22 protein-coding genes are annotated in these 20,684 nt (G+C 60.5%); 9 read left to right on the forward strand and 13 right to left on the reverse strand.

Annotated elements, in window-relative coordinates; all coding sequences use genetic code 11:
* Positions 1-224: 224 nt before the first annotated feature.
* Positions 225-761 (forward strand): hemerythrin domain-containing protein, encoded by a 537-nt coding sequence (locus B0G81_RS04770; RefSeq protein ID WP_134133705.1) that lies wholly within the window; start codon positions 225-227, stop codon positions 759-761.
* A gap of 286 nt (positions 762-1,047) precedes the next feature.
* On the opposite strand, the gene phaP is transcribed toward B0G81_RS04770, so the two are convergent.
* Entirely contained in the window at positions 1,048-1,329 is a 282-nt protein-coding gene (gene phaP, locus B0G81_RS04775) for a TIGR01841 family phasin (protein WP_134133706.1), read from the reverse strand.
* A gap of 210 nt (positions 1,330-1,539) precedes the next feature.
* Positions 1,540-1,815, reverse strand: coding sequence for a hypothetical protein (locus tag B0G81_RS04780; protein ID WP_134133707.1), 276 nt, complete (start codon positions 1,813-1,815; stop codon positions 1,540-1,542).
* Between the two features lie 306 nt (positions 1,816-2,121).
* Between B0G81_RS04780 and B0G81_RS04785 the strand changes: the two genes are divergently transcribed.
* From B0G81_RS04785 to B0G81_RS04820, 8 genes are all read left to right on the forward strand, one after another.
* Positions 2,122-2,988, forward strand: coding sequence for an SDR family oxidoreductase (locus tag B0G81_RS04785; RefSeq protein WP_134133708.1), 867 nt, complete (start codon positions 2,122-2,124; stop codon positions 2,986-2,988).
* A 296-nt stretch (positions 2,989-3,284) separates the two neighbouring features.
* Positions 3,285-4,325, forward strand: a complete 1,041-nt coding sequence (gene coxB / locus B0G81_RS04790; RefSeq protein WP_134133709.1) for a cytochrome c oxidase subunit II — start codon at positions 3,285-3,287, stop codon at positions 4,323-4,325.
* A 33-nt stretch (positions 4,326-4,358) separates the two neighbouring features.
* A complete protein-coding gene (gene ctaD / locus B0G81_RS04795; RefSeq protein ID WP_208328507.1) occupies positions 4,359-6,386 on the forward strand; it encodes a cytochrome c oxidase subunit I in 2,028 nt (675 codons plus the stop codon).
* A 1-nt stretch (position 6,387) separates the two neighbouring features.
* Positions 6,388-7,032: a cytochrome c oxidase subunit 3 gene (locus tag B0G81_RS04800; RefSeq protein ID WP_134133710.1), complete on the forward strand. Its 645-nt coding sequence runs from the start codon at positions 6,388-6,390 to the stop codon at positions 7,030-7,032.
* The gene (locus tag B0G81_RS04805; protein ID WP_134133711.1) at positions 7,017-7,460 is read left to right on the forward strand and encodes a hypothetical protein; all 444 of its coding nucleotides are present in this window, start codon (positions 7,017-7,019) and stop codon (positions 7,458-7,460) included. Before B0G81_RS04800 ends, B0G81_RS04805 begins: the two co-directional genes overlap by 16 nt.
* Positions 7,461-7,558: 98 nt before the next feature.
* Positions 7,559-8,857 (forward strand): cytochrome c, encoded by a 1,299-nt coding sequence (locus B0G81_RS04810; protein ID WP_134133712.1) that lies wholly within the window; start codon positions 7,559-7,561, stop codon positions 8,855-8,857.
* Positions 8,858-9,527: 670 nt separating this feature from the next.
* Positions 9,528-9,653, forward strand: coding sequence for a hypothetical protein (locus B0G81_RS45320; protein WP_279590463.1), 126 nt, complete (start codon positions 9,528-9,530; stop codon positions 9,651-9,653).
* Positions 9,654-9,751: 98 nt separating this feature from the next.
* Positions 9,752-10,906 (forward strand): low temperature requirement protein A, encoded by a 1,155-nt coding sequence (locus B0G81_RS04820; RefSeq protein WP_134133713.1) that lies wholly within the window; start codon positions 9,752-9,754, stop codon positions 10,904-10,906.
* A gap of 160 nt (positions 10,907-11,066) precedes the next feature.
* Here the strand turns inward: B0G81_RS04820 and B0G81_RS04825 are convergent, their stop codons facing one another.
* The 11 genes from B0G81_RS04825 to B0G81_RS04875 form a co-directional block, all read right to left on the reverse strand.
* Entirely contained in the window at positions 11,067-11,744 is a 678-nt protein-coding gene (locus B0G81_RS04825; protein ID WP_208328508.1) for a transporter substrate-binding domain-containing protein, read from the reverse strand.
* A gap of 403 nt (positions 11,745-12,147) precedes the next feature.
* Positions 12,148-12,459, reverse strand: a complete 312-nt coding sequence (locus B0G81_RS04830; protein WP_134133714.1) for a DUF4148 domain-containing protein — start codon at positions 12,457-12,459, stop codon at positions 12,148-12,150.
* A 268-nt stretch (positions 12,460-12,727) separates the two neighbouring features.
* Positions 12,728-13,036 (reverse strand): metalloregulator ArsR/SmtB family transcription factor, encoded by a 309-nt coding sequence (locus B0G81_RS04835; RefSeq protein WP_134133715.1) that lies wholly within the window; start codon positions 13,034-13,036, stop codon positions 12,728-12,730.
* Positions 13,037-13,206: 170 nt separating this feature from the next.
* The gene (locus B0G81_RS04840; RefSeq protein ID WP_134133716.1) at positions 13,207-13,974 is read right to left on the reverse strand and encodes a 3-oxoacyl-ACP reductase family protein; all 768 of its coding nucleotides are present in this window, start codon (positions 13,972-13,974) and stop codon (positions 13,207-13,209) included.
* A 203-nt stretch (positions 13,975-14,177) separates the two neighbouring features.
* Entirely contained in the window at positions 14,178-15,089 is a 912-nt protein-coding gene (locus B0G81_RS04845) for a LysR family transcriptional regulator (protein ID WP_134133717.1), read from the reverse strand.
* Between the two features lie 177 nt (positions 15,090-15,266).
* Positions 15,267-16,238, reverse strand: coding sequence for an aldo/keto reductase (locus B0G81_RS04850; protein WP_116123119.1), 972 nt, complete (start codon positions 16,236-16,238; stop codon positions 15,267-15,269).
* 93 nt (positions 16,239-16,331) lie between these two features.
* Positions 16,332-17,123 (reverse strand): IclR family transcriptional regulator, encoded by a 792-nt coding sequence (locus B0G81_RS04855; RefSeq protein ID WP_106282789.1) that lies wholly within the window; start codon positions 17,121-17,123, stop codon positions 16,332-16,334.
* A gap of 36 nt (positions 17,124-17,159) precedes the next feature.
* The gene (locus B0G81_RS04860) at positions 17,160-17,969 is read right to left on the reverse strand and encodes a TIM barrel protein (protein ID WP_134133718.1); all 810 of its coding nucleotides are present in this window, start codon (positions 17,967-17,969) and stop codon (positions 17,160-17,162) included.
* A gap of 45 nt (positions 17,970-18,014) precedes the next feature.
* Positions 18,015-18,881 carry an intradiol ring-cleavage dioxygenase gene (locus B0G81_RS04865; protein WP_134133719.1) on the reverse strand — a complete coding sequence of 289 codons (867 nt, stop codon included), beginning with the start codon at positions 18,879-18,881 and terminating at the stop codon, positions 18,015-18,017.
* Positions 18,882-18,891: 10 nt separating this feature from the next.
* A complete protein-coding gene (locus B0G81_RS04870) occupies positions 18,892-19,977 on the reverse strand; it encodes a maleylacetate reductase (RefSeq protein ID WP_134142996.1) in 1,086 nt (361 codons plus the stop codon).
* The gene (locus B0G81_RS04875) at positions 19,977-20,564 is read right to left on the reverse strand and encodes a nuclear transport factor 2 family protein (RefSeq protein ID WP_243856358.1); all 588 of its coding nucleotides are present in this window, start codon (positions 20,562-20,564) and stop codon (positions 19,977-19,979) included. Before B0G81_RS04875 ends, B0G81_RS04870 begins: the two co-directional genes overlap by 1 nt.
* Positions 20,565-20,684 lie beyond the last annotated feature (120 nt).

The following is a 20,684-nucleotide window of genomic DNA, read 5'->3' on the forward strand; positions in this document are numbered from 1 at the left end:
TCAGCTCGAAAACCTCATCTTATGAATTGATCGGGCGAGAGCCGGCCGAAGCGTTTCATGTCGCCACGCCTCGGTCGCCTGGCGCCTCACCGAATCTTGAGCATCGTGTCGCCTCCCACGTCGCGTTAAGTCCCACGCTATGTAGGCACGCGGGTTGCGTGGGATCGTGCTCAACCGCTGCAACCAGCCGCGTTGCAGTCAACCCTATGGCCGAGGAGATCGACATGGAAACCACGAAACAGGACAAAACAGAAACCGGCTCCGGCGCGCTCGACGCACTGGCTTTCCTCGAGGCCGAACATCGCGCCGTGGAAAAACTCTTCAAGGCATTCGAGAAAGCGGCCGATGACGATCTTGAAGCAAAGTCGGCGCTCGCGCAGCGTGCCTGCGAAGAGCTTTCCATTCACACGATGCTCGAAGAGGAACTGCTTTATCCAGCCGCACAGGAAGCGTTACCTGACAGCGACGCGATAGACGTCGAGGAAGCATATGTCGAACATTTCCTCGTCAAGACCTTGATCGCCAAATTTGAAACCATGAAGGCCGGCGACAAGGGCTTTGATGCGACCTTCAAAGTGATGAGCGAGATGGTGGGCCACCACGTCGAGGAAGAAGAGGAGGAACTCTTTCCGGAACTGCGCAAAACTAGCTGCAATCTCCGCGCACTGGGTGAAAAAATGGCCAAGCGTAAGGTGGAGTTGCAGAGCAAGCTGGATGCGGCAGGTAGCAGGCTGGTCGGCGACAGGTCACTTACTGCCTAAATCCGGATGCGTGATAGCCGGCGCATGCGCGCCACGCTTTGGGACGATGCTCATGGCGCGACGGGCGCTGCGCTATCAATTGCCGATACTGCAATAGAGCGAGAGTTAGAGCGGCTGCGAACGCATTGATGCGACGCGCCGCAGCTTTATCTTCCCCGCTCTGCATTTATTCGGCTTCTACAACGCTAGTACCGGGCGAAGCGCTCTTCGCGATGTTCTCGGCGAATTCCTGTGCGTCACGCTGATATCGCTGGTACTGGGACGGCGCGGTTGCAGACAACGCAGTCTAAACGCCTGACATGATTTCGTAGACGTGACGGTTATATGCCGTGATTTTCTCCGCCGTGGGTTTCGCGAGGCTTGCCGATAACGCAACCAGTTCTTCAGGTCTCGAGGACAACGCCTTGGCCATCAACGCCTGGTTTTCAGCGAGCGTTGCTTTGATCACCTGCAGATTCAATGCGGTCAGCTTTTCGATGCCATCGAACGCGTTGCTCGAGAACGCGAATAGCTGCGTGACAGCGGCGGTTTGTGTGTCGGCCAAACGTAGGGGGTTTAGTGTATTCATGGATGCTCCAGATGGGAAAACGACGAGTGCTTGAAATTGGATGAATTCGTGGGCGCGTACCGCGGGCAAAACAATTCCCGCGGTACAAGCAGAGGTAAATTCTGGCAAATAGGGCTCCTCGACGGGGTCCCTCTTACGTCCAATCGCGGCGGCATCAAACTAGCGCGAATCAAACGAGCCGACCACGGGCGATGCCGGGCGGTACGTTAATCAGTTTCCGCCGGAACCAGGGTTTGTAGCCGATGCTGGCGTGGCGGCGCTGGGCTTCTTATGCATCGTCTTCTTGTTCGATGTGGTTCCGGAAGTTGCCATGCTGTTTGTCCCGGACGCGCCCGAAACCGTGTCAGTTGAACCGTTTGCATTGGGCTTACTCATGCCCGTTCCGCCTTGGCCCGCGGCTGCCCCGCCGCCCGCGCCTTGTGCATAGGCGCTTCCTAAGATGGCTACAAACAGTGCCGAAATGAAAATACCTTTTGTGACTTTCATGAGAGTCTCCTCAAACATTTAGCAGTTGCCGGGATCGGCGCAACGTCCGCGTCTCCACCCGCGCAATTCCCGTGCCGTGAGCGGGGGGCGCCGCCGCACCGCGAAAGGAAAATGTCGACTTCTCCTTGCGCTAGGCCGTGCGCCTTTGCATTCACATCTGGCGTATCGCGCCCGGAGTCCGTGTAGCCGCGTGTCTGACGATGGTTCGGTTCGGCGCCCCGCGCGGGCCCGAACGTTGCTGTGAGCAAGCTAGCTGCGGCTTGCCACGGCACACCGCTTATGTCATCACTGCTTCTGGAGATTGTCATGACCGACACGCATCGTCCCACGCCACCTTTTCCCGATCAGCAGCAGGATCAGACACCCGGACAAACCGCGCCGATGAAGCCGCAACCGGATCACGGCGAGAAGTCGTACAAGGGTTCGGGCCGCCTTGCCGGCAAGGCGGCCATCATTACCGGTGGCGACAGCGGCATTGGCCGTGCCGTCGCCATCGCGTTCGCGCGCGAGGGCGCGGACGTGTTGATCAGCTACCTCAATGAAGACGACGATGCGCGTGAAACCGCGCGCTGGGTGGAGGAGGCTGGCCGCAAGGCGTTGCTGCTGCGCGGTGACATCACCAACCCGGCGCATTGCAACGAGATCGTCGAGCGGGCGTTTGAGGCATTCGGGCGGCTCGACGTGCTGGTCAACAATGCGGCCTATCAGATGAGCTATCCATCGCTCGAAGACATTAGCGACGAAGAATGGGACAAGACTTTCGATACCAACATCGGTGCGATGTTCAGAATTACGCGGGCGGCGTTGAAGTATATGAAGCCTGGCGCCTCGATCGTGAATACATCGTCGATTAACGCGGATCATCCGAATCCGGGGTTGATCGCCTACGCGACTACTAAAGGCGCGATTCAGAATTTCACCGGCGGCCTGGCTCAATTGCTGGCGGAGAGAGGCATACGGGCGAACTGTGTCGCGCCGGGTCCGATCTGGACACCTTTGATTCCGTCGACCATGCCGGCCGAGAAAGTGCAGAAGTTCGGCGAACAGGTGCCGATGAAACGCCCGGGTCAGCCGGCCGAACTGGCCGCAGCCTATGTGATGCTGGCCTCCGATGAAGCCAGCTATATCTCGGGCGCAACGATTGCGGTGACGGGCGGGGCGCCGATTATCTGAGCCGGTGAAGCCGTCATAGGGATTACTCGGGGCAGGCGTTGCTACGATCGGCTGATTTGCACGAGCGAGCAAGCAAGGGAGCTTTCGTGCGCGTCAACCGGACTGCGACGCGTGTTCCTTGCAAATGGCAGACGGCACATTCAAACCGGCTTGGAGACAGTTCGCATCGCCAATTGAAGACGACCGCGTCGCGGCGCGCGGCCCGATATTTGCTGCTGCGTCCTTACTCCAGCGCAGCGTTTTACGCGTGGCAGTTCGACTTCGGATCCGTCGGCGGGGGCCACGAGGAGACATGCATGCGATTGACGACGGCTGTTGCCCAACGCGCTTTTGTCGGCATTCGTTTCGTTGCTTTGACTCTGTCGGCCACGAGGGCTCATGCCAGTCCGATCGCGCCGCTCAACTATTTCCTCCACGCCGCTGGACCCGCCGCCGCGCCGACCATGCGTTTAGGCTGGGTCATGGCGGGTGTTTCAGTCACGGTGACAGCGGTCATTGCAGGCTTGCTGATCGCCGCGATCGCTCGTAAACGTCCCACCGCCGCCAGCGATTCGCTTAATGCCGAATCCGGCGGTATGCGCTGGATTTATATCGGCACGGGCGTGTCGTCGGTGGCCTTGCTGGCAATGCTGGTCTATATCCTCATCACACTCGAGGCGGTCGCAACGCCTGCCACGCATCCTCAGTTGACCATCAGCGTGACTGCCTACGACTGGTGGTGGAAAGTCGATTACGCCGACGATCCCAATCCGGCGCGCAACTTCAGCACGGCCAATGAGATCCACATTCCCGTCGGCGAGCCTGTAAAGATAGCGTTGAAAAGCGCGGACGTCGTGCACGCTTTCTGGGTGCCGCAACTTGCCGGCAAAACGCAGACGATCCCCGGTCAGACCAACGAGCAATGGATCCAGGCCGACCGAGCGGGCATCTATCGCGGGCAATGCTCGCAGTTCTGCGGCGCACAGCATGCGCACATGTCGTTTGAAGTGGTCGCGCAGAGTCCGGAGGATTTCAACGCATGGCGCGACGCGCAGGGAAAAACGGCGGTATCCGCGTCTGACAGCAGCGTCGCCGCGGGCCGTCATCTGTTCGCCGAGCGCTGCGCCGGTTGCCACACGATTCGCGGCACGGACGTGGACGGTCGGCAAGCGCCCGATCTCACGCATCTGAACTCGCGTCGTCTGATCGCGGCGGGCGTGCTGACGAATACGCCGGATCATCTGCTCGACTGGATTCAACACGCGCAGTCGATCAAACCCGAGTCGTTGATGCCGAGCATCGCGCTCAACGCCGGCGAAGCCGCGGCGCTGTCGGCCTATCTGGCCACGCTGCATTGAAACCCCGGCCAGCAATCAGAGGAGCGTCCTTTAATGTCCGATAATGCGAGGCCCGCTCTGACGCCACCCACACGGCACGCCGCGTCCGAAGCGCTGCCGCTCGAGCGCACGCCGCAGTACGGCCGCGTCATGCCCGGCAGTGCCGAAGAAAAACGTCTGCACGAGATATGGGAAGCGCCGCCGGGATGGCGCGGCTGGCTCTCCACGGTCGATCACAAAACCATCGGTCTGCGCTATCTGGTCACCGCTTTCATTTTCCTGCTGATGGGCGGCATCGAAGCGCTCATCATGCGCATTCAACTGGCGCGGCCCAATGCGACGGTTCTTACGCCCGAGCAATACAACCAGCTCTTTACGATGCACGGCGTGACGATGATCTTCCTGTACGCATTGCCGGTGCTGTCCGGTTTCTCAAACTATTTGTGGCCGTTGGTGCTCGGTTCCCGCGACATGGCGTTTCCGCGCCTGAATGCGCTTTCGTACTGGGTGTTTCTGTTTGCCGGCATCTTTTTGTATGCGAGCTTTCCGACTGGTCAGGCGCCGGATGCCGGCTGGTTCAACTATGCGCCGCTCTCCGGTCTGGAGTACAGCACCGGACCGAACATCGACGTCTACGCGCTCGGCATGGTGCTGCTCGGCATCTCGACAACGGTCGGCTCGATGAACTTCGTGGTCACGCTGCTACGGATGCGCGCGCCGGGCATGTCGCTAGATCGCATGCCGGTACTGGTGTGGGGCACGCTCACGGCGTCCGGCGGGAATCTGTTGGCGGTGCCGTCGGTGAGCCTGGCGTTCTTTCTCTTGTGGCTCGACCGGCGCATCGGCACGCATTTCTTCGACGTGCTGAACGGCGGACGTCCGCTGCTATGGCAACACCTGTTCTGGATATTCGCGCATCCTTGGGTCTATGCGGTCGTGCTGCCGGCCATGGGTATCGTTTCCGATGCGTTGCCGGTGTTTTGCCGGCGTCCTTTGGTCGGCTATGGGCCCGTCGCGCTATCGACCGTCGCGACGATGGTGATCGGTTTCGTCGTGTGGATTCACCATATGTTCGCAACCGGAATTCCGGCGCTCGCGCTATCGTTTTTCGGCGCTGCCAGTATGGTGATTGCGATTCCAAGTGCGGTCGCTACCTTTGCGTGGATCGCGACGATCTGGACGGGGCGGCCGGTGTTTCGCGTACCGTTTCTGTTTTTCGCGGGCTTTGTGTTTCTGTTCGTGGTGGGCGGCGTGTCCGGCGTGATGACCGCCGCCGTGCCGTTCGACTGGCAGCTCACCGACACGTACTTCGTCGTCGCGCATCTGCATTACGTGCTGCTCGGCATCAACGTGTTTCCCGTGATCGGCGGCATCTATTTCTGGTTTCCGAAATTCACCGGCAGGATGATGAGCGAACGGCTCGGCAAGTTCGGCTTCTGGGTGCTGTTCGCCGGCTTCAATATCGCTTTCTTCCCGATGCATATCGCAGGTCTGCTCGGTATGCCCAGACGTATCTATACGTATCCCGCCGATATGGGCTGGAACACGGTGAATCTCGTTACGTCGCTGGGGTCGTTTCTGTTCGCCGCGGGCGTGCTGATTTTCATGATCGATCTGCTCGTCAGCCTGAAGCGCGGCAAGCCGGCCGGCGACAACCCGTGGGACGCGCCGACGCTCGAATGGTCGGTGAGTTCGCCGCCACCGCCTTACAACTTCGCCGTGGTGCCGACGCTGGCGAGCCGTCATCCGTTATGGGAAGGTCGGATCGAAGAGCCGGGTGTCACGCTTCACACGCGCTCGCGACTGCATGAAGGCTATCTGCTTGCGCAAGGCCGCGAGGCGCTCGGCACGACCGCGCTCGAAGCGAATCCCGACGTGATCCTGAAGATGCCGGGCGATTCATACGCGCCGTTCTGGCTTGCGGTGTTCGCGACGCTGGTATTCGCGGGACTCGCGATGAGCGCATGGACCTTTGCCGGCGCGATGCTGCTGGGGTGCGCGGTGTCGATTGTCGTGTGGCTGTGGCCGGAACGTGCGTTGATCCAGCGCGAACCGGCCAGCGTTCAAGACGCGGGAGGCTGACGTGAGCGATGCCGTGGACTTGAGTCAGACCGCCGCCCAGCCGGCTGAGCCGTTGCCGATCGGCAGTGCGGGCGAGCGCTCGGGCGGCTGGTGGGGCTGCCTCACGTTGATTGCGACTGAAGGCGCGTTGTTCGGCTATCTGATCTTTTCGTATCTCTATCTGGCCTTGCAGAGTACGCAGCGATGGCCGCCAGAAGGCTTGCCGAAGCTCGGGCTCGGCATTGCAAACACGATCATTCTGCTGTCGAGCAGCGTGTTCGTCTGGTTGTGCGAGCGCTGCGTGAGGCGCAAGCGCTTGAGATGGGCCGTGGCCTCGATGACGGTGGGCGTCCTGCTCGGAATCGTATTCGTGGGCATTCAACTGCTCGAATGGCACGATCATCCATACGGGCCGACGACGCATCTGTATGGCTCGCTGTATTTCACGATCACGGGGTTCCATATGGCACACGTCGTGGTCGGCATCATCGTGTTGCTGTTCTTGCTGCTGTGGACCGCGCTGGGCTATTTCGACGAAAAACGCTGCGCGGCGCTGACCATCGGCGGCCTGTACTGGCATTTCGTGGATGTCGTGTGGTTGTTCATCTTCAGCACGCTCTATCTGACGCCGTATCTGTTTCGGAATCTGTCATGGCCGGGAACATGAAACCGGCGTTGCGCGCCGAACCATCTGCCGTGCCGACCCCGCCCATGCGGCGCGTGCTGGTCGGCCTGCTGGTCGCGCCGTGCGCATGGCTCGCGCAGACGGTGATCGCCGAAACGCTGGCCGCGCAAAGCTGCTATCCACTCGATCAGCCGTTGTCGTCGCCGGCATTGCCGTGGATGCGATCGGCGCTCGTTGTCATTAGCGCGTTATGTCTCGCGGCCGGCGCGTTCGGCGCGCTGACGGCCTGGCGAAACGTTCGTCGTTTCGGAGCGGCAAAAGAGGGCGCGCCGGGCGGCATAGGCCAGAGGCGAAGCGGACTCGACGCTTTTCTGACACGTATCGCGGTGATGTGCAGTGCGCTGTTTCTGTTCGCGTTGATTGCAACTGATATCGCATTGGCGCTCGTGTCGCCGTGCAAGTGGTGGTGACGATGCGCGCGCCAAATCCGTTTGTTTCACCAAGCCGCAAAGGGCCGCACGGGCGATGGTTTCGGCATGGCCCACGCGCTGCCGCTGCGATGCTCGCCATGACGCTCGGTACGCTTGCTTGCGGCTACACAGCCGACTCCGCACCCGCCAATGCGACACCGGCCGACGCCGCGCAGATCGCACGCGGTGCCTATCTCGCGAAGGCCGCCGACTGCGCAGGCTGTCATACGGCCGCGCCACGCGTCATGCGACCCGGTGCCGCGCCGACTCTGGCGACGCCGTTCGCCGGCGGTCTCGGCATGGCCTCGCCGTTCGGCACGATCAATTCGTCGAACATCACGCCGGACCCGCAGGCAGGTATCGGTCTCTATAGCTATGACGACTTCGCACGCGCGTTGCGCGACGGCGTTGCGCGCGGCGGCAAGCGGCTCTATCCGGCGATGCCGTACCCATCCTTCGCGAAGATCGACGATGACGACATGCACGCGCTCTACGCGTATTTCATGCATGGCGTGCAGCCGGTGGCCACGCCCGCTCCGCCAACCCGATTGCCGTTCCCGTTCAACCAGCGCTGGGTGCTCATGTTCTGGGACTGGGCGTTCCTGCCGGGCGAGCGCTTCAAGCCGGAAGCAGGGCGCGACGCGCAATGGAATCGCGGTGCGTATCTCGTGCAATCGCTGGGTCACTGTGGCGCGTGCCACACGCCACGCGGGCCGGCTTATGAGGAACGCGGCTACACCGAGGCGAGTCCGCTGTATCTGACGGGCGGCACCAACGATCACTGGTTCGCACCGAACCTCACGGCCGACCCCGGTTCGGGCTTGGGCCGAAGCTCCGCGGCGGACATCGCCGCTTTCCTGAAGCACGGCCACGGCGGCGGCTTGGTGACGTTCGGCAGCATGGTTCAAGTGGTGGAAGACAGCACGCAGTATCTCGACGATGCCGACCTCGCGGCCATTGCCACTTATCTGAAAAGCCTGCCAGCGCGCGCTCAGAGCGGGCACTTCAACGCACGTTCGCGCGGCGCGCTACTGAGCGCGCAGGCGCTGAAGACGGGCGATGTCGAGCGGCCCGGCGCCGGCATCTACGCAACCTATTGCGCGCGCTGCCATCAGTCGAATGGCGCGGGCGTGCCGCAAAAATATCCGCGCCTTGCGGGCAATCCGGCCGTGCTCGCTCCACAAACGACCTCGCTGGTTCGTCTGCTCGTGGAGGGTGGCGGCAGTCCGAGCACGGACGGCGGCCCTGAATCGCGCAAGATGCCAGCCTTTGCGGACAAACTGACCGATAGCGAACTCGCGCACGTTCTGACTTTCATCCGTAATACGTGGGGCAATGCGGCCGAGCCGGTCACGACCCATGACGTGACCGCGGTGCGGCATGCCTTGCATAAATAGAGGCGGTGGATGGCATGCATGAGGCGTGTCAGCGCGCTGGGTCGTACCAACCTGAATTCATGGAATCCTCCACGTTCTGGCGTATGCGCGTCTGAAGTCTGACACTGGCAAGTGACGCGGCGAATTGGCGAGCATCTAACGGAGTACCGAACAATCCAAAACCTTCGACAAGGCTTCCCTGGACGTCGGCGATGTGTCGGGTTGACGCCATTAACAGCGTCGCGCAGCAGAGGGCCGTTTACTGCATCCGCCAACTCACGGTTTCGGTAGAGTCGAGATGCGCCGCGGTAGCGGTAGATTCGGTTTGTCTGTTGCCGCCCCTTTCGTCTGGCGGTGCCCGAGTAACCGTCGCCTTAACCCCGTTTCCATATCCCGCTCAGCGAACCGGACACGCAAATCTCCCGCATCCGCAATCCAATGGCCAGACCGTGAGGAAGTATCATGACAGATACCGGCGTCTCCCATGTCGTCGTCAGGTGGCCAACGGCTGTGCAGAGCGCCCAACCACCGAGAACATCCGTCTCCCAATGGGTGTGCGATTTCATGCGAGCAATGCCATCATGGAGGGCAAAAGCTCAAACGCCCGTACAGCAGGGCAGCGCCGTTCATAGTGGACGATGAAAGGCGTCACGAAGCTGGCCTGGAGCGTCACTTCGCCGCTCGGAAAACTTTGTCCTCCCTAAACCAGGCATTCATCGAACCCGAGGCCCTTGGCCAGGCGCATGACCTCGGCAAGTACGTCGCCCTGGCGGTAGTCGATGACCTCGTCGGCGCCCACTATTCGATCATTATGTAAGCAATCCTAGATAATCTATGAGCCGCCTCGTCCTGCCATTCTTATCGCGACACAACCCGCGGACGTGCCCCCCGACGCAAGCACGACAATGAGGCGATATGCACAACATAAAGTATTTCGAGTCCAATCGCCGTACCACTTGGCTCGAGGCGTTCTTCGACCTGATTTTTGCGGTGACGATCGGTGACGTGACGCATATCTTGAGCCACACGCACGAGGGTCATCTTGACCCAGTCCAGTTCTGGAAATTCGTCCTGATTTTTATACCTTTGTGGTGGATTTGGGCCAGCCACACCATGTATGCCAATCGGTTCGATGCCGATGACCGGAAGCATCGGCTGGCAACCCTGTTCATCATGTTCCTGCTGATTATCATCTCAGGCCTGATCGACCGACGATTCCTGGCCAGCGTTGAGGCCATCATCGTCTGCTACGCCGGTTCAAAATACATCGTCGCCTTGATGTATTTCGTGTCCAAATACCGGCATAAGGAAAGCGAGGCACTCACAACGGCAGTTGGCTGTGTAATCGTCGCCGGCACCACCATCAGCCTCGCTTCGATCCTGTTCCCGGCACCACAGCGATATGTCGTGTTTTACCTTGGAATACTGTTCGATCTGATCGTGTTCATCTTTTTTTTGCCGCGTCGTCTCCAGGTCATCCCAGTGCATACCGAGCACCTGATCGAGCGTGTGGGTCTGCTCACGATCATCATGCTGGGAGAGTCCGTTAGCAGCCTGTCCGCGGGACTGGCCAATATCAGCTGGACTGTGGAGAGGCTGCTGACGGCCGCCACCGGCTTCGTGATGATATCGGGCATCTGGTGGGTCTACTTTGACACTTTTCACCTGCTGACCAAACAGAAGCTCACGACCGGCCATTCGGTCCTGTACTCGCACTTTTTCGTCTTCATCGGCCTGTCGATTGAAGCGAGCCTGATCCGGCACGCGACCCTGGACGACATGGTGGTATCCGATTTCCGGGCGCTGTCGGTCATCGGCGCGGTCTGCTTTTTCATTGGCAAGCAGTACGGCTATTTCATGGAGCGTCCCGAGTTGCGGCGCCAACTGGTCGTCAACACCCTGATCGTCTTCGTGTTGACCGGGTTTGCCCTGCTATTGTCCAGAACCTCTTACATCCTGCTCGGTCTTACCGCTGCGGTGATTTGTTATGCTTTCCTCAGTCTCAAATACTTGAACGTCCCGCCCCAGCGTCACGACCGTCCGCGCGACAGCGCTGTCACAGGAGACTAGCCGTGAGCGACACCGCAAGCTCTCCAGCCATGATGCGCGGCTGCCGGGTGGTTCTCAGCCTGAGGTGCAATGGGTCAATAACCGGATGCAACTGATTGAGTGGATGCTTGGAGCAGGCAAAGCCTCCAGAGGGCAATGACTCATCTGGAAACGCAGCTGATCACCGATCTACCGAAGGCGCACCTTGAGCCGCTCCATTCAGCATGCGGTGAGTAATTTGCGATCGAAGCGCCTGCAACTCCCCGCTTGCCCGCATATCCCGAATGACGGCCTCCACCCGGGGCACGAGTTCGCGGTTGCGCTCATTCAGGAAGTGGTACATGTCAATATGCTGCAGGGGCGGCAACACCGCTCGCAACTGCCCATCCAGACCCAGCCTGCGTATGACGAGCATACCGCTGAAGAGATCGTTGACGGCAACATCGATGCGATCGTGGGCAAGCATCAACATCATTTGATCCATCGTCTCGGTGGCCTCAACCTGCGGCATTCCGGCCGTCCCGCGCTCAGACGAACCTACCCCGCGTATGATGCCGACGTGGTAAGGACGCAGCGATTCCCAGCCGTTGACGTGGAAATTCAACTCCTTCACGAAGGCCGCCGGCTCGATATAGTTGAATGGTTCCCTGACAGCGACGAGCGTCGGATATTCTCTCTGTACATCGAGCACGCGCTGAACCTCGCCGTCCAGGCGACCCGAACTCGACTCGATCAACGACCGCTTGGCCGGCACGTCGACAAATTCAACGTGGATGCCGAGCTTGGCATAGACAACCGTGAGAATCTCCGCACCAACCTCCTGGTCCGGGACATTCGCTATACGCGCGATCTGCAACACGGGCTGAGCTGGGACATTTATGCAGGCGAAACCGATCAGGCTGCATGTCAGCAGCCTTAAAACCCTCCCCGGGAGCATTGCAGCTCGGCGAAGCGCCGGACGCCTGGTCGTAAGCATGTCAGATTCCCGGAAAATGCCCAAGAGTCTAGCGTTAATGCCGCTCGCTGTTGGCGGACGTCAGGCGAAAGATGGCCTCGTACGCGGACTGTTCGTTCTGCGCTGCTAGAACTATGTCCTCGGGAGATGGATGCAACTCTCGGATCTGAACTAGTAGCTTACCCGCGTCATACCGAAGAAAGTAGCGGTCCGAGTGCCGCAATATTGTCGATGAACGGAGCGATGGCGTCGAACGACCGGGAGTGGCGGTCCCCTGACATCCGAGTCAGTCCTCGATCTCTCGGTCTCAGCCGGGCTGAAGGTGCTGGCACTCCGTTTGGAACCAATAATCGACCAGGCGCTGTGCCGCTTGTAGATCATCCGGGTAATACGGATCATTAAACCAGGGTGACGGGTCGTAGCCCGCTTTCCTCAAGGCAGCGAGTTCGCTTTGGTGCTGCGCCATCGTAGGGGGCGCGTTTGTCTTGAGTGCCGCAAGGTCGCGGCACTCTGTCGGAGTGAGGTGCGGCCCGGCATACGGCATGCCACCAGCGACACAGCCGGCGAGAAAAATCACCAGAACGGGAAGTATTGACCGCGTTCCAAGCCGATTTCTCATAGTACGTCTCCTTTCCTGCGCCGCGTCGTGAACCAGCCCCGTAGTACCTTCTCGCCCAGTTTGTGCCTTTCGGCCTTATCGCGCTCCTTCGGTCGATTCACCGCAGGAGACGCAAGCGTCGTTCCTCCCGGCTATGGCAGAGGTTGGTCAGCGAGGCTGCGCCGCGAATAGGTTCGCCGGCCGCGTTCACAGGTAAAGCCGCCATCCGTCTTACCGGCAGTGGGACTAGAAAAACCATGCGTCCGTATCACTGATTTTTGTATCCTCCTTACCGGGAAAAAGGAGTCCTTGCGGAGTCAGCAAGGCAGATTTCAGTCAAAAAGTCGATAACTCCATGAATGGCATCCAGGCCCGCCGAATAATAGATGAAGGTCCCTCTCCGGTTGCTGGATACAAGGTTCGCGCGCGACATGTCCTTTAGGTGGAAAGACAGGCTGGACGGAACAATTCCTAACTGCGCAGAAATCTCTCCCGCGGGCAACCCACCAGGCCCCGCTGCAGCGAGCAGCCGAAAGATAGCCAATCGCGAGCGGTGTGCTATCGCGCTCAAGGCAAGCAATCTGGCGTCTTCGTCCATTTCCGTAGCTCAGCCGTTGTCGAAGGTCGTTTGCTGTCGTAGACGCGCGCGGCGACAACGTGGGAACCGCGTGCGAATGCTTTTGCGCCCGCACGCGCTCCGGACCGACGCGCACGTCTGCGAGCGAATCGAGCGTTGCAGCGTGCCAGCGAAAACGCTCGTCGGTTTCCTCAGGCAATCCATCCACCATCGACCGTCAGACTCTCGCCGGTCGTGTAGCCTGCTTCGGGGCTCGCGAGATAAGCTACAGCCGCGGCGATTTCCGCCGGTTTGCCGAAACGCCCCACGCTTGCGAGCTTTGTCATCGTTGCGTGGTCTTCTGTGCCGGGCTGCGGAGCCAGTTCTGTATCGATCGGGCCGGGCTGGACGGCATTCACGGTTACGCCATATTTGCCGAGTTCGCGCGATAGCCCGCGAGTGAAGCCTCTGAGGGCGAACTTCGATGCGATGTAGAGCGTCACACCAGGCAGTGGCGCGGCTTCGCCAAAGGCCGAGCCCACGTTGATAATGCGTCCCCAGCCGGCCGCCACCATTCGCGCTGCCGCGTCTTTTGCCAGTTCGATCGGCGCACGAACATTCAAGTTGAAGTGTGTGTCGTATGACGTCTCCGAAGAATCAAGGAAGGGCCCGTACTCCACCGTGCCAGCGTTGTTGACAAGAATGTCGAGCCGCCCCTCGAAGCGGCCACCGAACGCGCCGTTCAGCGCCTCAATGAGACTCTTGACGCCTTCTGGTTGCGACAGGTTGGCGCCGACAGCTTCAGCCTCGCCGCCGGCATCGCGGATCTCCTTGACAACTGCGTCGGCCCGCGCCTGACTCGACGCATAGTGAACGATCACCGATGCGCCGTCCCGCGCAAGACGTGCCGCAATAGCTGCACCGATTCCACGCGAAGCGCCCGTAACAAGAGCAAGTTTGCCTTTCAGAGCCTGGGTCATGTTTTCCTCAACAGATAGGATTCGAAGCGGTCCTCCGGGCTGAACAGCCGGAAGGGACTGCCACATCGGAGCCAATGTTTCGTGCATTGGTTGATGCGTATCCTCCGCTCAGGTGGCGTCGCCCGGTAGTCGTGGGTGAGGAATAGCTCCTATTCCTACTGCGAAGAGGCAGCCCGGGGCATTGGCGCCCTGGTACGCAGCGGCTAGGCGGTGAGGTCCTCGTTGGAGCGCTCATTGAGAAGGTGCTCGACAAACATGACGAAGGCACGCGCCTTCATGGTCGCCATGCGGCCGGACGGAAATACTGCCCACAGGTCAATCGGCGGCAACATCCAGTCAGTCAGGACGGCCTGAACCGCGCCGTTCGAGAGTTCAGGAGCGAACATCCATTCCGAAGCGACAGCAAGGCCCATGTGAGCGAGTACCGCCGTGCGCATGCCTTCAGCTGCGTTCACGCTTATTCGGCCGGACAAGGTTACGTTTGAGTCGGAACCGTCACTCCGGCTGAACAACCACGATTCCCCGCCGCCTCGCACCGAGTAAACGACCGCCTGATGACGGCAAAGGTCGCCAGGCGTTTGCGGAATCCCCGCCTCCGCGAAATATGAGGGTGTGCCGACGACGACCCGCCGCCCGGTGGAGATGCGACGCGCCGTCATGTTCGAATCGTCCAGCGCACCCATACGTAACGCGACATCGACACCCTCTTCGAGCAAATCGACCGACCGATCGTCAAGTACGATATCGATGCTCAGATTGGGGTGTTGATCCAGGAAAGACTTTAATGCTGGCAAGATGTGTAGCCGGGCGAAGGTGACGGCTGCGCCAATGCGCAGTCGTCCGGACAAGCCATCCGACGAATCACGTACTGCCTGTTCTGCCCGCTCCGTCTCATCTATGGCCCTGAGTGCGTGATCGTAGAACCGTTGACCGGCATCGGTCGGCGCCAGGCCACGTGTCGATCTCAATAGCAAACGGGCCCCCAGACGTTCCTCCAACTGTGCGACTGTCTTTGAGACGGCCGGTTGGCCCAGCTTTAACCGGCGTGCCGCGGCGGAAAATGAACCCGCATCGACAACAGTTATGAAAGTCTCCATCGCCACCATGCGGTCCATGTGCAGCCTCCTGCCAGGTTGTCAGCGAAAGTGCGCAGTGTAGCGAAACGACGAGCCTCTTCGGACAAAGCACGCGTTATCGGGCGCCGGCGGCCCATAGCGCAATCAGATGCGGCGGACCACTTGTTGGCCCTTCCCGAATTGAAGCAATTAAGCTCCTTGGCAACCTCCGGATAATCACCCTTCCCAATCCTTCGTCTCGACCAGGAATGCGTCCATCTCCTGCCAGAACTGATCCGACAAGCGTTCAGAAAGACGTGCGAAGGACTCGTTGAATTCATCCGCGTTCTTTGCGCCGAAAACGATCGTGCTTACCGCTGAATGCCGCAACGGAAAAAGCAGGGCAGCGGTAGCCAGCGACACGTGATGGCGCCGGCAAATGCGTTCGAGTCCTTCCGTCTGCAACAGGGCTAGCCGCGTCGCGGGCCGCATGTTGTAGAAGGCGTCGGGACGCGAACCGGTGGCGAGAATGCCCGAGTTGAATGGCGACGCCGCGATCCAGGCAATGCCTTTCTCGACGCAATGATCCAGCAGTGCGGTGCTGCGCGTGCGAAGCAACGAGTACTCTCCCGCCGGCATGACGACATCTACGTCGGCCAGTTCGGCGAAGTCCAGACAGGCCTGCCAGTCCATACTGGCGACGCCTATCGCGCCGACCACTTTTTCATCCTTTAGGCGCTGTAACGCGGGAAACGCACCTTCGACGGCCGTTTTGAGTTCCTCACGATACGCCGTCCGGGCAAAACCGGGATCCAGATCGTGAATAAAAACTGCATCGAGACGATCGACATTGAGTCGCGACAGGCTGCGCTCGACCGATCGGAGCGTCGTATCGTACGTGTAGTCCAGATAAAAGTCGCTACCGCCTGGCAAGGAGCTTGCGCCAGGCTGGCTCAAGTACCTGCCGAGCTTGGTCGATACATACAACTCGTCTCGCGGATACGCTGCCAGCGCAGCGCCAAGCCGTTGCTCGCTTTCACCGCCAAGATAAGCTGCCGAGGTATCGAAATATCGAACGCCACTCGCCCATGCGGCGTGAATCATGTTGAAGAACGCCTGCTCGCCCGCCGCGTTTGCGAGGCTGCCGGCTCCGACTCCCACCCGAGGAAACTGTACGATTCCATTCGGCTCTGAAATTCGCGCGTTCATCAAGTTCGATATCCTTCATTAATAGTTCATAGAATCGCAATCGACTTGGTTGCGACCAGAAAGACAAGGGTCGCCGAAAATGTGTCAGTGCGCTTACCTGGTATGTTCGTTTGCGGCGATGTAATCGCGGCGCACGCGCTCCGCGGAGGCCTTGAGAACGGCGACGGCCCGCGCGCCGACACGTTCCGAATAACGCACCGACGGAATCGCGACGTTCAGCGAGCCGAGCGGAAAGCCCGACGATGACAACACGGGCACGCCGACGCCAACGATGCCCGGCGTGTATTCGTCCATCGAATAGGCGACCCCGGTGTGTCGGATGGTTTCGATCTGTGCAAGCAGCGCCTTCTTCGATGTGATCGTCTTCGGCGTGATGGCTTGCATCTTTACGGTCTTGATGTACTCGCTACGCATCTGATCCGGAAGAAACGCGAGAATCACCTTTCCACCCGACACTGCATACAGCGGTGCAAGATCGCCGAGTCGCAGATGCGATACCAACCGTTGCGGGCTGGTCACTGTCGCAACGACTTCCACCTGATCGCCTTTGATCTGATTGAGCGCGCACGACTCCAGCGTCTGCTGTGTGATCTCCGCCAGCACCGGCTGCGCGCAGCTGACGAGCGAGCGGCTATGCGTGGATTGCTGCGAAAGCCGGATCAGCGCTTCGCCGAGGCGATAACCCTTGGTGACAGGGACGAATTCGACAAATCCACGAGCCGTAAGATTCTTGAGCAGCTTGGTCAGCGAACTCTTCGGTATATCCAGCGCTTCCGCGATTTCCGTATGGGACATCTCGCGTCCCCATCTCGCGAGCAACTCGATCACGTCGAGCACGCGATCCGCCGATTTGACCACTGCATTCGATTCGTCTTCCAACAGCATATCCGGCTCCTGTTTACGTATGGAAACATACTAGCATCAGGACACTGGACCAGCGAGAAACGTCCGCATGCGCGCATGGATGCGTCTCGCCTGTTCTTCGAACGGCAGGCCACGCAGCGCGAACGTCGGCGCCTCGACGGCGAGTGGAAGATCGGACCGCAGTCTCGACAGCAGTTCGCGCAGCGGCAATTGACCATCGCCGGGCAGCAGCCGGGCCGTCCTCGCTTCTTGTCGCCGTGCTTCGAGGGACTGCGGTGCGGCGCTCGGTGCATCGCAAATCTGGATGTATTCGATCAGCGCCGGGTCGATTGCATCGATCTGCTCGCAGGTTGCGCCCGCCCGGAAGTACTGCAGTGCGTCAATGAGTATTCGCGCGTTCGGCTGTCCGCTGTCTCGCACGACCTCGAGCGCGTCGGCGGGCGTACCCACCGCGCAGTATGTGATCGCTTCGAGCCCGACCGAAAGGTCAAAGCCGTCGGCCGCTTCGCAGAGGCGCCCGAAGTTGTCCCGCAGACGAGCGCGTTCGGTGTCGTTGCCGACGCAGAGCACGTGCCGCGCACCGAGCATACGACCCGCTTCGAGTGCAGGCAGTAGTGACGCGACGTCCGTCTGCGGACTCAGCCAGATCGCCTCGATGTCCAGCAGCCTGACGCCGGTTGCGTCGAGTCGCGCGCGTAACTCGCGGATGAGTGCGGGATGGTTCGCGACATCCACGATCGCGTCGGCGGCGGGGGGCGCGACCAGCCGCAAGCCGCAAAACTCAAATCCCGCAGCGGCGGCCGCATCGACGAGTTGCAGCGGATGCGCGTCGAGAATGGTCAGATGATGCAACGATAGTTCATGCATGGGAACACGTCCGTAACATAGAAAATGGCTCGTGGCGCACGGCGGTCAGTTCTGCGGCGGCAGCACGAAATCATAGGCAAGCAGGGCACTCGGAACCTCGACGAGATGACCGGCCGGACTCAGACCCGGTGCGAGCGGTACCAGTGGTTCAATCAGTGCGTCCTTCACGCCGAACACGACGTCCGAGTCCAGATAGATGTCGCCGCTCACGAACACATGCGTAACGAGTGTCTGGAAGCCGGGTGCGCTGACACGGAAGTGCACATGAGCCGGGCGGTACGGATGCCGCCCCTGCGCATCGAGCATGCGGCCGACCGGGCCGTCGTTCGGAATCGGATACGCCGCGGGTACGATCGAGCGATACCAGAATGCGCCTTGCGGATCGGTCAGGAAGCGCGCGCGCATGTGCAGGTTCTCCCTGCCCGCCGCCTTCTGCACATCATAGAAGCCGTGGCTGTCCGCGTGCCACGTCTCGATCAGTGAGCCCGCGATCGGCTCACCGTTCAGATCGCGTACGGTGCCCTCGACCAGCAGAGGGTCGCCCGGCTCGACATCGGAGATCGAAGCGCCGAGCGGCAGACTAGCCGCTTCTTCTACATAGAATGGACCGAGCACGGTAGTTTGCGTCGCGTCGCCCGGATAGCGATGATTGATCGCGTCCACCAGCATCGATACACCGAGCGTGTCGGAGAGCAGAATGAACTCCTGCCGGGTGTCGGTGCACATCTGCCCCGTCTGCGTGAGAAAGCGGATCGCGGCGGCCCATTCGTCTTCGGTGGGCTCGATCTCCTTCACGAACGCATGCAGATGACGAACCAGCGCGTCGCTGATCTGGTGCACGCGTTCGCTCTTGCTTCCCGCAAGACGCTCGATCACTGCTGCGGTGATGTTGTCTTCGTCGAAATTGCGCATCGCGTGCTCCTCACAGCGAATCGGGTTGTGGTGCCGCGCCGCGCCATGCCCTTTCGAGCATTGCCCTGATCGAGTCATAGCCCGGCGTGCGCGGATTGGCATAGGCCTGTTGCAACACCAGATCGGCCGCGCGCCCGATGCCATCGTGCGGCATACCAATCTCCGCGAGAGACTGGGGAACGTGCAGCCTTGCAGCGAGCGCGTGCAGTCCGGACCATGCGTCATCGGCTTCAAGCGCGTGTGCGATGCGGCGCATTGCATGCGTCGCCGCGCCAGCCTGGTAGGCAACGACGTGCGCAAGCATGATCGCATGGGTGTCGGCATGCGGCAGATCGAAGGTGCCGCCCAGCACATGACAGACTTTGTGATGCAGCGCCATGCCGACGGAGCCGAGGCACGTTCCGCACAACCACGCACCGTACTGGGCGCGGTTGCGCGCATCAACACTGGCGGGATTGGCGAGAATCTCGGGCAGCGCAGCGGCGAGGGCCGCGATACCCTGTTCAGCCATGATCGACGTGACCGGATTGGCGTCGACGGAATAGAGCGCTTCCACCGCGTGAGCCATCGCGTTCAGACCGCTGGTCGCCGACAAGCGCGCGGGCAGCGTCAGGGTGAGTTCCACATCGTAGATCACGGCCTCCGGCAGCACGTCGAGCGTACGACGCGTACGTTTCTCGCTGTCCTGCGTTTCGCCGATGATTGGTGTGACTTCAGAGCCGGCGTACGTAGTGGGCAGCGCGATTTGCGGCAGGCCGGTGCGCAGTGCAAGCGCTTTGGCGAGGCCTATCGCCGAACCACCGCCGACAGCAATCAGGGAGTCCGCGCCGGTCTCCTGCACGAGCGCGAGTGCACGCGATGTCACGTTCCACGGCGTGTGCATCGTGGCCTCGGGAAAGATATGCGCCGGCGGACCGGTGAACAACGACGCGATGGTATCGGCCAAATCCTTCTGCTCCGGTGTGCAGACGATCAACGGATGCGCGCAGCCCAGTTGCCGGGCGACTTCAGGCGTTTCCCGACGCCTGCCCGCGCCGAACAGCACGCGCGCCGGCAGCGCCTGGTAATCGAAGCGCATCGGCGAGACGTCCTCCATCATAGCGCTCCGTTTTGCAGATACTGGCGGCCGCGCGCATAGAGCGCTTCTACCTCCGGACCCGTCAATGCCGGCATGTCGCGTTTGACCTTGTAGCCGATTCGGGTCTGCATATAGGCGAGATGCCGGTAACCAACGGGGAACTCGGCCAGCAGCGCCGCATCGAGAACGGGACGGGCGTCCGGCTTGACCGGATCCAGACGATCCTTTTCGTAGATGGGCTGTCGAAGCAACAGCAGCCATCGGTCGCCGACCTTCTCGAAGAAGTCGTAGAAGCGGCCGGTGCACACGACGTCGCATAACGTGTCTTCCACTTCTCCACGCTGCGAAATGGTCATCTTGGTCTGCGCGACGGCACGCGAGCCGCTCACTTCGATCGACGTGCCGCCGAGAAAATGCAGGATGCTCACGCCGTTGGCCCAACCGGCCTTCGTCACTTCGATGAACTCACGGCCGCTTCCCTGAAACCACGTCGCCATCATGCGGCCGTCTGGATGCCACAGCGTCGCGAAACGCTCCCAGTCTCCCGCATCTCGCCATACCGCCCAGTTTTCGATCGCCTCGCGGATCGTCAATCGATCCATCATCGCCTGCTCCATGTATCGCTCCTCGTTGTTCACGTATAGAAATCAATTTCTATGTTGGTACTCATGACGCCGCGCGGTCAAGCGCTTTTTATCGCGAACCGGGACATTCCCTGGTTTGTT

This window comes from Paraburkholderia sp. BL6665CI2N2 (genome assembly GCF_004366535.1).
In the GTDB taxonomy this organism is placed as follows: Bacteria; Pseudomonadota; Gammaproteobacteria; order Burkholderiales; family Burkholderiaceae; genus Paraburkholderia.